The sequence below is a fragment of the Micromonospora sp. RP3T genome (assembly GCF_003027925.1).
Classification (GTDB): domain Bacteria; phylum Actinomycetota; class Actinomycetes; order Mycobacteriales; family Micromonosporaceae; genus Micromonospora.
Genome location: NZ_PYPS01000002.1, coordinates 57,739 through 69,796 on the forward strand (window position 1 = coordinate 57,739; position 12,058 = coordinate 69,796).

Here is a 12,058-nt window from a genome sequence, read left to right on the forward strand (position 1 = left end):
GCTGATCAGCGGCCACGCCGCCGCGGTGCGGTGCCGCCCCTTGCGGGCAACCATCAACTCCGACGCAAAATGGGCGGTGAGGGCGCCGCGCGGGTCCTGTGGGCCAAGGAGGCGAGGTGACGGTGGCCGGCTTCGTCACTGTCCAGAGGAACGAGTACGCCGTGCCGCACGCGGTGGCCCGCCGGGCGCTCGGGCTCAACCAGACAAAACCAGGATGGAACCACTCCAGCGGTTCCGAGTCGGTGACTAGATGTGGACGGCGGTGGATCATGCGGATACAGCCGCGTCAGGAGATCCTCGACATCTGGCGGGCCGCGGTGCGCAGTTGTTGGGACAGCGGTGAGTGGCACTGGGGCGGGCGCAGCGGTAGCAACTCCATCAGCGACGCCGAGCAACTACTGGTCCTGCTCCTGCCTGCGACCAAGGTTCCCGTGCTGTCGCTCGACGACCCGGACCGCACCGACGACGAGGTGATCGAGGCCCTCAGCCGGATCGGCGGTGCGATCGAGATTCCCCGCCGGCTGGTCGGCGTCATGGTCGACTACTTCGGGCGGTACACCGCCGAGGACGGCACGCCCATCTTCAGCGGCGGCAGCTACCTCAACCCGAGTGAGGCCGGCCCGGAGCTTACCGAGGAGCAACGGTCCCTCGACATCGTCGACTCGTTCGCCGTCTCCGTCACGCTCACGTTGGCGACCATCGGTTTCGTCAAGGTCTACCGCGGGGCCACCCGACGACGGGAACTGCTCGAGCAACTGGACGACCTGGAGGCGATGGCCAGCATCCGGCTCACCGCCGCCATGGTGGGCCTGTTGCGCAGCTTCAGCACCGTCGTTTTCACATCCACCGACGACTACGGCCGCCGGCTGTGCGACATGGTCAACCAGGACGAGTTGCCGCGCCGCGAACTCGTGGCGGCGCTGCGCGAGCAGTTGTGGGACACCATGGCCAGCCTGCGCGGCGTGGTGGTCGGGCCGGTGCGGCCCACCGCGGACCTGGGCAACAGCGAGATGCTCTTCGAGTGCGGCTGGTCGTGGGGCACCATCGCTGGGGCCGAGGAGGTCCCGACCAGCGAGCCGATCGGCAGGCAACGTGAGGGCTCGGCGGAGAACGCCCCTCACCTCTACTTCACGGTCATCGCGATGGACGCCATCGAAGACCTCAACTCCGAGCGGACCCGCCTGCTCGGCCTGCTCAACGAGGAGCAACAACGGCTGTCGCGGGCGCTGCAACTGCGCTGGGAACTGACCCGGACCTACTGGGCGACGGTGGCGACCTTCGGCAACCGGCGGCGCTGGCCCATCGAGGACATCCCGTGGCGCACGACCGACGGCGACCGCGCCGACTACTACACCCTCCAGGCGACGTCGTTGGCGGTCAAGGGACTGCTCGCCGTCGGCCGCGGCGGCGACGAGGAGCTCGGGCGTATCGCTGCGGTGCTCGTGGAACTGGCGCAGCGGGCACGCGTCACCCGACGCGCGTCGCCCGGCGAGTTGGCGTTGCTCGTGCATGCGCCGGGCAAGCGGGTCGTGCTCAACGACGGCACGTCCACGCCGATCATGACGTGGAACGTGAACGAGTTCTCCACCGTCCTGCTCCGGCTCGCGATCACCGTCGCCGGCCTGCTGAGCAACGCTCGGCGGCGCAGTGAGCTGCTCGAGTTGGCTGACGAGGTGTGGGAGCACCTGCTGCTGCGCCGCGTCCCCGACGGTCGGCACCGAGGGCTGTGGGACCACGTCGGTGGCGCCTTCCCCGGGCTGGCGCCCACACCGGACGCTCCCTCCTGGTATCTGACCGAGCGGGTGGTGCATGCGCTCGTCAACGCCGGTCGACTGCTCTGGGAGCGGCCCTTCCCCCGGGCCGACGGCTTGGCCGCGTACGCGCAGGATCTGATCGACGAGGCGGAATACCTGTTCGGCCGCGAGCTGATGCGGGGCACGTTCGCCGGTGCGGCGATGCAACGCAGCATGCGCCGCATCCGGGCCAGCCTGCGCCGGGCGCGACTGCTGGTGGACGAACGCCCGGGCACCGCCGCCGCCCTGGCGAACACGCTGCTGCTCCTGCTCGACGACGTCACCCCCGGGCAGTAGAAAGCCAGCGAGGGAGACTGATGCTGGTCGTGTTGGTGCCGGGAGTCAGAGGCGTCGGTCGGCCACCGGGACCGTCTCAGCCGTGCTCGGCGTGCCCATCCCGTGGTCGCGGGCCGGGGCGACGGCCTCGGCGCGGCTGCCCACGTGCAGCTTGACCAGGAGCCGTCCGCGTACCACCCGACCAACGAGATCAGCTATCTGGCGTACGCCCGGTTCTCCTGGGATCCCGGGCTGGCCTGGGCCGATTTCTGGCGCGACGAGGTGGCCCCCCGCTTCGGCGGGTCGGCGGAGGCCGAGGCGTTCCGGGACGGCGCGGCGCTGCTGGACGACCCGACGGCCACCGGCTCGGCGGTGGCTGTGGCTGGCCGAGCGGGCGGCCCGGTACGCCCACTCGGCCGGCTGACCGGGGCGGCGGCTCGCGCCCGGTCCGTCGCTCGGCCTGGGGCCCACCCCGCCGCAGGACCCGCGCCATGCCGGCACGGTCGCCTCAGCCGCGCGGAAGCACGGTGATGGCCACGATGACGCTGTTGACGACCGTGGCCGTCACGGTACGGGTCACGGCCTGCGCCGCGGCGTCGGCTCCCCAGTCGCCTCGTTCCAGTTCCTTGGCCCGCGTGATCACCGACGACGTCCACGGGATCTCGCGGTGGAACCGCGGGAGAGTTCCGCTCGCCGAGAGCAGCGCCGCGAGCGCGGCGATCCGGGCCGGTGGCGGCGTGTCCGCCGAGAGGGCCTGCCGGACGTCGGCGAGCAGACGCGCCCGACGTCCGGTCGCACCCTCCCGGAGGGCCGTCGTGCGGAACAGGCCGAGGACCTTGTGCGGCCTCCGGTCGAGGTGGCCGCGCGCGATCAGCCTGTCCAGCACCGGCTCGCGCAGTGGGGGGCCGATCGCCGCGAGGGCGGTCTGCGCGCCCCTCGGCTTCGCGGAGAGGTAGTCCCACGCCGGACGCAGGAGGTCGTCCGACGGTGGGTGACCCGCCACGCTCCTGATCCGGCCCCGGGACTCCGTGGCCAGGTGGTCGCCGAGGGCGAGGTCCGCGAGGACGGCGCCGCCGAGCACGTAGAAGAGCGTGTTCTCGCCCGCGATGGTCCCGGACCCGGGCTGGAACAGCAGCAGCAGGAGATCCTCCACCAGGGTCGGTGGGTCGGGCCGGCGCTCGGTGGTCATCGGCGGGGCTCCCAGCGGAAGAGTCGGGTGGCCAGGGCGACGGCGACGACGACCCAGCCCAGGGTGGGTGCGAGCAGGAGCAGGGAGTCGGTCACGGCCACGCCGCCGTTCCAGGCGTTCCTGGTCAGCTCGGTGGCGGCGCCGCCGGGCAGCAGCCGCTTGAGCCAGGCGAGGCTCTCGGTGCCGCTGATGCCCACCCAGGTGGCCACGGCGATCACGCCGAGGGTGACCGGCAGGGTGGTGACCTGGGCGTGCTCGGGAGAGTTGGTCAGCCCGGCGGTGGCCAGGGCCAGGCCGATCATCATGGCCAGGGTCGCCAGGACCGCCAGCACCAGCAGGGCGGCGTTGGCCGGCCCGCCGGCGACGACGGCCAGCGCGGTCAGGATCGCGGCCACCTGCACCACCGCGATCGTGGTGGGCGGCAGCAGCAGGCCGGCCAGGATGGTGGAGTCGGCGACAGCGGTGGAGCGCAGTCGCTTCAGGAAGAGGTTCTGGCGTCGGGAGGCCAACGTGGTGACGGCGGTGGCGTAGAGCCCGAACGCGGCCACGGTGAACAGCACGATCGCCGCGATGTAGCCGAGGCTGCCGATCTCGGCGAAGAGCTCGTGCTGGCGGACGAAGACGGCGCAGACCACGACCGGGATGACCAGGCTGGTGATCAGCACCAGCCGGTTCCGGAAGATCTGGATCAGCTCGCTGGACGCGATGGACAACATGGGATGCTCCGGTTCGAAGAAGAGGTTCAGCGGGTGACGGCGCGGAAGACGTCGTCGAGCCGGGTCGATCCGGCGTGCAGGTCGCGCAGCTCCACCGCGTGGTCCTGGGCCCATCCGAGCAGGGCGTGCAGGTCCTTCTGCAGGGCGAAGGTCTCGATCACGACGTTCCCGTCGGCGTCGACGGCGGCCTGCGCCGGCAGCGTCGGCGCCGGTTCCGCGAGGGAGAAGCGGATCACGGCTGGCAGGCTGCGGGTCAGCTCGGAGACGGTGCCCTCGCGGTGCAGGACGCCCTGGTGCATCAGCCCGATCCGGTCGGCGCGCTGCTGCGCCTCCTCCAGGTAGTGCGTGGTCAGCACGATGGTGGTGCCGTTCTCGCGCAGCCGGTCGACAGTCGCCCAGACGGCGTCGCGGGACTGGATGTCCAGGCCGGTGGTCGGCTCGTCCAGGATGATCAGCTCCGGGGTGCCGTAGACCGCGGTGGCGAAGTCCAACCGCCGCTTCTCGCCGCCGGACAGTTGAGCCACCTTCCGGCCGGCCCGGTCGGTGAGGTCGACCAGGTCGAGCACCCGGTCGACGTCGTCGTGGCGCCCGCTGAGCCGTCCGATCAGACCGACGGACTCGCGGACCGTGAGGTCGGGGGAGAAGCCGCTCTCCTGGAGCATCACCCCCGTGCGGGGACGTACCGTCCGCCGGTCGTCGGGACGATGCCCGAAGACGAGTACGGTGCCCGAGGTCTGCCTCCGGTGCCCCTCGACGACCTCCAGCGTCGAGGTCTTGCCGGCCCCGTTGGTGCCCAGCAGCGCGTAGAGCTCCCCGGGGCGTACCGCGAAGGAGAGGTCCTTGACGGCGTGGAAGTCACCGTAGGTGAGGTTCAGCCGGTCGACTTCGATGACGGGTGTGGTGGACATGCACCCATGACAGCGCGGGTGTGCCCGGCGTGGCAGTGGCGCGGTGTCATGACCGCGTGTGACGTGGTGTCACTGGTCGCGGCCGATGATCGTCGGATACTGGGGTGGTGACCGCACCGACGCCCCGCTTCACCGCTTCGACGCAGAAGAGGCTGCGCCGGCTCAACCTCGCCGCCTCACTGCCGCCGGTGGTGTTCGCCGCCGTGGTGCTGGTCTACACCGACGCGCGTACCTGGTGGCACGTCGCCGTCCTGGCGCCCGGGGCGGTGGCGGCCCTGGTGGCCTTCGAGCGGTGGACGGCCGGCGACCTCGACCGGTTCGCGCTGCCCTGCGCGGTCGTCGCGGCACCGGTATGGCCACTGGGCGTGCTGGTGAGCGGCAGTCCCAACGCGTACTGGGGGATCTGCGCCGTGGGTTCGCTCGCGCTGCGCCAGGTGCGGCGGCGCCGCGCCCTGGTGATGGCCGGGCTGTTCTCCTTCGTCGCCGTGGTCGGCGCGATGCGGCTGCTGGTGCAGCGGGACGACCCGGGCGACGTCCTGGTGCGCTACGTCCTCGTGCCGACCGTCCTCACCGTCGTCGTGACGGTCCTGACGGTGGTGGGGGAGCGGTTCTACGACCTCATCCGGGAGCTCGAACAGACCCGGGAACGCGAGGCGGAGCTGGCCGTGGTCCGGGAACGGGCCCGGTTCGCCGGCGACCTGCACGACATCCAGGGCCACACCCTGCACGTGGTCAAGCTCAAGATCGCCCTGGCGCAGCGGCTGCTGGACCGCGACACCGCACGGGTGGCCAACGAGCTGCGGGAGACGTACGCGCTGGTCAGCGACACCATCGCGCAGACCAAGGAACTCGCGTACGCCCAGCGGCGGCTCAACCTCACCGCGGAGATCGAGAACGCGAAGAACCTGTTCGAGGCCGCCGGCATCCGGGTCCGGGTGACCCGGGAGGCCGAGGTCGACACCCGCGTCAGCGAACTGCTCGGCCAGGTGCTGCGGGAGACCACCACCAACATCCTGCGCCACGCGCAGGCCGCCCAGGTGCAGATCACGCTCGTCGAGACCGGTATCACGATCGTCAACGACGGCGTCACCGCCACCGGGCTTCCCGAGCTGCGCGGCCTGGCGGCGTTGCGGCAACGGGTCGTGGACGACGGCGGCGAGTTGTCCGTGGAACAGCGCGACGGGCGGTTCCGGACGGCTGCGGTCTTCGCACCCGCCCGCGCCGACGCGGCCCGCACGGTGGCGAGGGAGGACGGCCGATGACGAGCATCGTGCTCGCCGACGACGAGGTGCTGCTGCGTACCGCCCTGGCCACGCTGCTGCCGATGGAGGGCGACATCACCGTGCTCGCCGAGGCCACCGACGGCGGGACGGCGATCGCCGCGACCCTGCGACACCGGCCCGACGTGCTGGTCATCGACCTGGAGATGCCGGGCGTGGACGGCCTGGAGGCGGTCGCGGAGATCCGCCGCGTACGGCCCGATCAGGTGATCCTCATGCTGACCCGGCACGCCCGGCCCGGCGTGCTGCGCAAGGCGTTACGGCTCGGCGTGCAGGGCTTCGTCAGCAAGTCCGCCGAGCCGGCCCACATCACCTCGGTCATCGCCACCCTGCACGCGGGCAGACGCTGGATCGACCCGGACGTGTCCGCGCTCGCCGTCACCGAGGACTGCCCGCTGACCGACCGTGAGATCGACGTGCTGCGGGTCACCGGGGAGGGCTACTCGGTCGCCGACATCGCCACCCGACTGCACCTCGCCCCGGGCACCGTGCGCAACTACCTCTCCAACGCCATGCGCAAGACCCAGACCCGGACCCGCCACGACGCGGCCCGGTACGCCCGCGAACACGACTGGCTGTAGCGACCGTCCGGCGACCGCTCGGGGCGTTGGGCATGGTCACCTGTCGGCGTCGCGGTCCGATCGGATCGCGTGATCGGTGAACCGAAGGCCGTCCCCGACCGTGGTAGGCGCAGTCCCGCCTGTCGTAGGGCGGGTCCGGCGAGTGGTGGAGGGGTCGAATGCAGATGTGGCAGCGGTGCGGCGCGCACCGGGCGGTGCGCGCCGTGGTGGTCCTCGGTGCGGTCGGGGCCGTGCTCGTCGCGGGTCTGGCGGTGGTGCCCACCGCGCGGGCCAGTTCCCACCCGACCATCGTCGGCGCCGGCGGCAGATGCGTCGACGTGGCGTGGACGCAGACCGCCAACGGCACGCCGATCCAGGTCGCGGACTGCAACGGCACGGTCGCCCAGGACTGGTTGCACGACGGTTCGGGACCGGTGCGGGCGCTGGGGAAGTGCCTCGACGTGGCCGGCGGCGGCCGGGCGGACGGCACGCGCATCCAGTTGTTCGACTGCAACGGCACCGGCGCGCAACAGTGGCGGTTCACCGACGGGCAACTGGTCAACACCGGCTCCGGCAAGTGCCTCGACGCCCCCGGCGACGCCGACGGCACGCACCTGCGGTTGTGGACCTGCACCGGCAGCCCGACCCAGCGGTGGAGCGTGCCGGGCGCACCGCGTCCGGCGGGCGGGGCGGGGAAGAAGGGCGTGAGCACGTGGGCCTTCCCCGGGGTCGCCGACGGCGTCCACGCGGTGGGGGCCGGCTGGTACTACGACTGGTCCGCGAACCCGGACGACGTCCCGGCGCAGGCGGAGTTCGTACCGATGATCTGGGGAGCCGGCGCGGTCAACGACGGCGAACTCGACAGTGCGCGGCGTTCGGGCACCACGCTGCTCGGTTTCAACGAGCCCGACCTGCCGCAGCAGGCGAACATGAGTGTCGAGCAGGCGCTGACGTTGTGGCCGCGGCTCGAACGGACCGGCATGCGCCTGGGCAGCCCCGCCGTCGCCTTCGGCGGCGACGTCCCCGGCGGATGGCTGGACCGCTTCCTGAGCGGGGCACGTCAGCGCGGCCTGCGGGTGGACTTCATCGCCCTGCACTGGTACGGCTCGGACTTCGGCCCCGCCGCCCCGCAGCACCTGATGGACTACGTGCGGGCGGTGCACGAGCGCTACGGACTGCCCGTGTGGGTGACCGAGTTCAGCCTGACCAACTTCACCGGTCATCCGCGCTACCCGAGCGCCGGGCAGTTGACCGAGTTCGTCCGCGAGGCCACCGCCCGGCTGCGGGCGGCCCCGTACGTGGAGCGCTACGCGTTGTTCGCGCTGCCCGCGTCGGGGGAGGCGGCGGCACTCGGGCTGTATCGCGAGGACGGCGTCCTGACCCCGGCCGGGGACGCGTACCGCGGGTCGTGAGTCGCGGGGGCGGGAGGGTGCGGGAGTCGTCTTCTCCCTCCCGCCAAGCGCGGGACCGGGCCCGGCGATCGCCGGCTGGCGTGATCCGACACCGACGTCGCTGCCGCCGGTGCGGCTGTCGACCAACGCCCAGCCGTGGTGCCGCCTCATGTCCTCGCGTAGCGCGTCGATCAGGGGCGTAAGGCCCGGGCGGTTCGGGCCGCTTGCCACCGGCGCGGACCGGGGCGCGACGGCGACGATCAGGGTGTGGCCGGTCGACGCGACCGGCACCGACGATCGGAGTGATCCGGATGACCGCCACGACCGCGATGAGCCACCGGCCGGCCCTGGACTCGACGCCGCGCAGCGGGATGGCCGGCACGCCCGTAACGACCGTCGAGGCCGGGACGACGATCGGGACCCTGGTCGACAACGGGCTCCGGGCCCTGGCCGACTACGCCGCCTTCGATCAGGAACACATCGACCGGATCGTGGCCAAGGCCTCGGTGGCCGCGCTGGGCCGGCACGCGGAGCTGGCCCGGATGGCGGTGGCCGAGACCGGCCGCGGCGTCTTCGAGGACAAGGCGGTCAAGAACGTCTTCGCGTGTGAGCACGTCACCAATCACATGGCGGGCCTGAAGACGGTAGGGGTCATCTCCCGGGACGAGATCAACGGCATCGTCGAGATCGCGGAGCCGGTCGGCGTGGTCTGCGCCGTCACCCCGGTCACCAATCCCACCTCCACGACCATCTTCAAGGCGCTGCTCGGCCTCAAGACACGCAACCCGATGATCTTCGCCTTCCATCCGGCCGCCCAGCGGTGCAGCGCCGAGGCGGCCCGGGTGGTCCGGGACGCCGCCGTCGCCGCGGGCGCGCCCGAGCACTGCATCCAGTGGATCGAGGAGCCCTCCGTCGAGGCCACCGGCGCGCTCATGCGGCATCCCGGGGTGTCGACGATCCTGGCCACCGGGGGCAACGGCATGGTGCGGGCGGCGTACTCGTCCGGGAAGCCGGCTCTCGGCGTGGGGGCCGGCAACGTGCCGGCGTACGTCCACCGCGGCGCGGACCTGCGTCGGGCGGCGCACGACATCGTGTTGTCGAAGTCGTTCGACAACGGCATGGTCTGCGCCTCCGAGCAGGCCGTGATCGTCGATGCCGAGGTCTATCCGGTGGTGCTGGCCGAGCTCGAACGGCTGCACGCCCACGTGGCCACCCCCGACGAGAAACGCCGGATCGAGGAGCTGATCTTCGGTGGCGGTACGCCCGCCGCAGGCGCCGACTGCGCCGGTGGACGGCTCAACCCTCAGGTCGTCGGCCAGAGCGCGGCGTGGATCGCCGCGCACGCCGGCGTGACGGTGCCGGCCGACACGTCGGTGATCCTGGTCGAGGTGGACCACGTCGGTCCGACCGAACCGCTCACCCGGGAGAAGCTCTGCCCGGTCCTGGCGGTGCTGCGCGCCGAGTCCACCGACGACGGCATCCGGTACGCCGAGCAGATGGTCGAGCTGAACGGCCTCGGCCACAGCGCGGTCATCCACACGGAGGACGAACGACTCGTGGAGGAGTACGGCCGGCGGGTCAAGGCGGTGCGCGTCATCTGGAACGCTCCCGCGTCGCAGGGCGGCATCGGCGACATGTACAACGCGTTCCTGCCGTCGTTGACCCTGGGCTGCGGCAGCTACGGACACAACTCGGTGTCGAACAACGTCTCGGCGGTCGACCTGCTCAACATCAAACGGATCGGTCGCCGGACCAACAACCTGCAGTGGTTCAAGGTCCCGCCGAAGATCTACTTCGAGCCGAACGCGGTCCGCTACCTGGCCGACATGCCTGACGTACATCGCGTCACAGTGGTCACCGACCACACCATGACCCGACTGGGGTACGTCGACCGGCTGATCACCGTCCTCCAGCGGCGGCCCGACCGGGTGGCCCTGCAGATCATCGACGACGTCGAACCGGAGCCGAGCGTCGGCACGGTGGACCGCGGCGCCGAGCTGATGCGGTCCTTCCGGCCCGACACGATCATCGGGTTGGGCGGCGGGTCGGCCATGGACGCCGCGAAGGTGATGTGGCTGCGGTACGAGCACCCGGAGGTGGTCTTCGCCGACATGCGGGAGAAGTTCTTCGACATCCGCAAACGGGCGTTCAAGTTCCCGACGCTGGGGGAGCGGGCCCGACTGGTCTGCATTCCCACGACCTCAGGCACGGGCGCCGAGGTGACGCCGTTCGCCGTCATCACCGACACCGCCACCGGCAAGAAGTTCCCCCTCGCCGACTACGCCCTGACGCCGAGCGTGGCCATCGTCGATCCGGTGCTCGCCGCCGACCTGCCGCCCACCATCACCGCGGACAGCGGCTTCGACGCGCTGACGCACGCCACCGAGTCGTACGTCTCCGTCTACGCCAACGACTTCACCGACGGGCTCGCGTTGCAGGCCGTCAAGCTGATCTTCACCTATCTGGAGCGGGCGGTGCGCGACGGCGCGGCCGACACCGAGGCCCGAGAGAAGATGCACAACGCGGGAACCATCGCCGGCATGGCCTTCGGCAGCGCCTTCCTCGGCATCGTGCACGCCATGTCACACACCCTGGGCGCCACCTTCCATGTGGCGCACGGACGCACCAACGCGATCCTCATGCCGCACGTCATCCGCTACAACGGCACGACTCCGGCCAAGCTGACCGGGTGGCCCAAGTACGAGCACTACCGGGCGCCGGAGCGGTTCCAGGACATCGCCCGGATGCTGGGCCTGCCGGCAGCCACCCCGGCCGAGGGCGTCGAGTCGTACGCCGCCGCGGTGGAGCGGCTGCGCGATGCCGTCGGCATCGAGCCGTCCTTCCAGGCCGTCGGCATCGACGAGGACGCCTTCCTGGCGGCGCTGCCGCAGCAGGCGCTCAACGCCTTCGAGGACCAGTGCGCCCCGGCCAACCCGCGGATGCCGATGCTCGACGACATGCAGGCACTCATGCGGGCCGCGTACCACGGCAAGTGACGTGCTCAACGGCCCGGTGACAGGGCCGGGGGCCAACGGCCGCCGTCGCCGGGCCGGCTCAGGCGACGGGGTCGGCGGTCTGCTCGGCCCCGGTGGCTTCCTCGCCCTCGGCGGCGAGCGTGGTCTCCAGCCAGCTCACGATCAGCTCGGCGACGGTGTCCGGCGGCGGCATGGCGATGCCGACCGCGTTCTCCCGCTGCCACAGCTCGAAGATCACGCGTTCCTGCGGCTCCACCACCGTGTGGCCCTCGTCGCGCAACGCCTCGACGTGTCGCTGGGTGACCCGCTTGACCCACATGGAGCGGTTCATGCTGGGGAAGAAGAGCGACGGGCGGTCGCTGGCCAGCAACGCCGTCTGCGCCGGCGTGCCGGCCAGGCCGAGGGCCGTCGCGGCGAGCATGTTGGCCGTCGCCGGCAGCACCACCAGGCCGAGGGACCGCTTCGCGAACTCGGTCGGATTCAGCGCCGGATCGGCGCTGGTCCAGACCTCGTCGGCGTACCAGGCGGCCACCTGGGGCGGCACGAAACGTTCGGCGCTCGCCGTGAGCAGCACCCGCAGCGGCAGGTCGATCTCCTGGCGGAGCCAGGACAGGTACCCCGAGGTCGCCATCGCGGCGCTCGAGCCGCTGACGATCACCGACAGTGCGTCATCTCGCATGGCGCCAGCGTGGCGTGACGACCCGGTCTCGGACATGGGGGCGCGGCCCCGTCTTCGCGCCCCCGCCCGCCGGGAGTTTGGGGGCCGTTCCCCATGCCGCCCGGACCGGCCGGGTGGCAGGTTCTTCCCCAGGCCCCGGCCGGCCAGCCACCCCGACGCCCGTCCGAGGAGGTGAACGTCATGAAGAAGATCACGATCCGCAAGACCGGTTCCATCAAGCTCACCACGTCTGCGCCGCTGTACTGCACGGACTGCTGCTGACCGGTCCGGCCGCCCCGACGCCTGCGGCGC

General features: G+C 71.5%; 11 protein-coding genes. 7 read left to right on the top strand and 4 right to left on the bottom strand.

Annotated elements, in window-relative coordinates; genetic code table 11:
- Positions 1-116: 116 nt before the first annotated feature.
- Positions 117-2,090 carry an SCO2524 family protein gene (locus C8054_RS02230; RefSeq protein WP_233219445.1) on the top strand — a complete coding sequence of 658 codons (1,974 nt, stop codon included), beginning with the start codon at positions 117-119 and terminating at the stop codon, positions 2,088-2,090.
- Between the two features lie 144 nt (positions 2,091-2,234).
- Complete coding sequence (locus tag C8054_RS02235; RefSeq protein WP_146179836.1) at positions 2,235-2,600, top strand: hypothetical protein; 366 nt, start codon at positions 2,235-2,237, stop codon at positions 2,598-2,600.
- On the opposite strand, the gene C8054_RS02240 is transcribed toward C8054_RS02235, so the two are convergent.
- Genes C8054_RS02240 through C8054_RS02250 form a run of 3 tightly spaced genes read right to left on the bottom strand, consistent with a single transcriptional unit; the run spans position 2,578 to position 4,882 of the window.
- On the bottom strand, positions 2,578-3,258 hold the full coding sequence (locus C8054_RS02240; RefSeq protein WP_107155000.1) for a GPP34 family phosphoprotein: 681 nt from the start codon (positions 3,256-3,258) through the stop codon (positions 2,578-2,580). The two genes, C8054_RS02235 and C8054_RS02240, sit on opposite strands and share 23 nt — an antisense overlap.
- Positions 3,255-3,974 carry an ABC transporter permease gene (locus C8054_RS02245; protein WP_107155001.1) on the bottom strand — a complete coding sequence of 240 codons (720 nt, stop codon included), beginning with the start codon at positions 3,972-3,974 and terminating at the stop codon, positions 3,255-3,257. The genes C8054_RS02240 and C8054_RS02245 overlap by 4 nt, the downstream gene beginning before the upstream one ends.
- Positions 3,975-4,000: 26 nt before the next feature.
- Complete coding sequence (locus C8054_RS02250) at positions 4,001-4,882, bottom strand: ABC transporter ATP-binding protein (RefSeq protein ID WP_107155002.1); 882 nt, start codon at positions 4,880-4,882, stop codon at positions 4,001-4,003.
- Between the two features lie 107 nt (positions 4,883-4,989).
- Here C8054_RS02250 and C8054_RS02255 point away from each other — a divergent pair, with 107 nt between their 5' ends.
- From C8054_RS02255 to adhE, 4 genes are all read left to right on the top strand, one after another.
- Positions 4,990-6,144: a sensor histidine kinase gene (locus tag C8054_RS02255; RefSeq protein WP_107155218.1), complete on the top strand. Its 1,155-nt coding sequence runs from the start codon at positions 4,990-4,992 to the stop codon at positions 6,142-6,144.
- The gene (locus C8054_RS02260) at positions 6,141-6,743 is read left to right on the top strand and encodes a response regulator transcription factor (protein WP_107155003.1); all 603 of its coding nucleotides are present in this window, start codon (positions 6,141-6,143) and stop codon (positions 6,741-6,743) included. Before C8054_RS02255 ends, C8054_RS02260 begins: the two co-directional genes overlap by 4 nt.
- 158 nt (positions 6,744-6,901) lie before the next feature.
- Complete coding sequence (locus tag C8054_RS02265) at positions 6,902-8,134, top strand: glycoside hydrolase family protein (RefSeq protein ID WP_199199488.1); 1,233 nt, start codon at positions 6,902-6,904, stop codon at positions 8,132-8,134.
- Between the two features lie 290 nt (positions 8,135-8,424).
- Entirely contained in the window at positions 8,425-11,109 is a 2,685-nt protein-coding gene (adhE, locus tag C8054_RS02270) for a bifunctional acetaldehyde-CoA/alcohol dehydrogenase (protein WP_233219446.1), read from the top strand.
- 58 nt (positions 11,110-11,167) lie between these two features.
- Here adhE and C8054_RS02275 read toward each other — a convergent pair whose 3' ends face one another.
- Entirely contained in the window at positions 11,168-11,767 is a 600-nt protein-coding gene (locus tag C8054_RS02275; RefSeq protein ID WP_233219447.1) for a flavoprotein, read from the bottom strand.
- A gap of 93 nt (positions 11,768-11,860) precedes the next feature.
- Here C8054_RS02275 and C8054_RS31910 point away from each other — a divergent pair, with 93 nt between their 5' ends.
- On the top strand, positions 11,861-12,028 hold the full coding sequence (locus tag C8054_RS31910; RefSeq protein ID WP_158273780.1) for a hypothetical protein: 168 nt from the start codon (positions 11,861-11,863) through the stop codon (positions 12,026-12,028).
- The last annotated feature ends 30 nt before the right edge of the window (positions 12,029-12,058 follow it).

Excerpts from the sequence above, each read along its gene's own strand:
- C8054_RS02240 (WP_107155000.1), bottom strand. The coding sequence starts at position 3,258 with ATGACCACCGAGCGCCGGCCCGACCCACCGACCCTGGTGGAGGATCTC.
- C8054_RS02245 (WP_107155001.1), bottom strand. The coding sequence starts at position 3,974 with ATGTTGTCCATCGCGTCCAGCGAGCTGATCCAGATCTTCCGGAACCGG.
- C8054_RS02250 (WP_107155002.1), bottom strand. The coding sequence starts at position 4,882 with ATGTCCACCACACCCGTCATCGAAGTCGACCGGCTGAACCTCACCTAC.
- C8054_RS02260 (WP_107155003.1), top strand. The coding sequence starts at position 6,141 with ATGACGAGCATCGTGCTCGCCGACGACGAGGTGCTGCTGCGTACCGCC.
- C8054_RS02265 (WP_199199488.1), top strand. The coding sequence starts at position 6,902 with ATGCAGATGTGGCAGCGGTGCGGCGCGCACCGGGCGGTGCGCGCCGTG.
- adhE (WP_233219446.1), top strand. The coding sequence starts at position 8,425 with ATGACCGCCACGACCGCGATGAGCCACCGGCCGGCCCTGGACTCGACG.
- C8054_RS02275 (WP_233219447.1), bottom strand. The coding sequence starts at position 11,767 with ATGCGAGATGACGCACTGTCGGTGATCGTCAGCGGCTCGAGCGCCGCG.
- C8054_RS31910 (WP_158273780.1), top strand. The coding sequence starts at position 11,861 with ATGCCGCCCGGACCGGCCGGGTGGCAGGTTCTTCCCCAGGCCCCGGCC.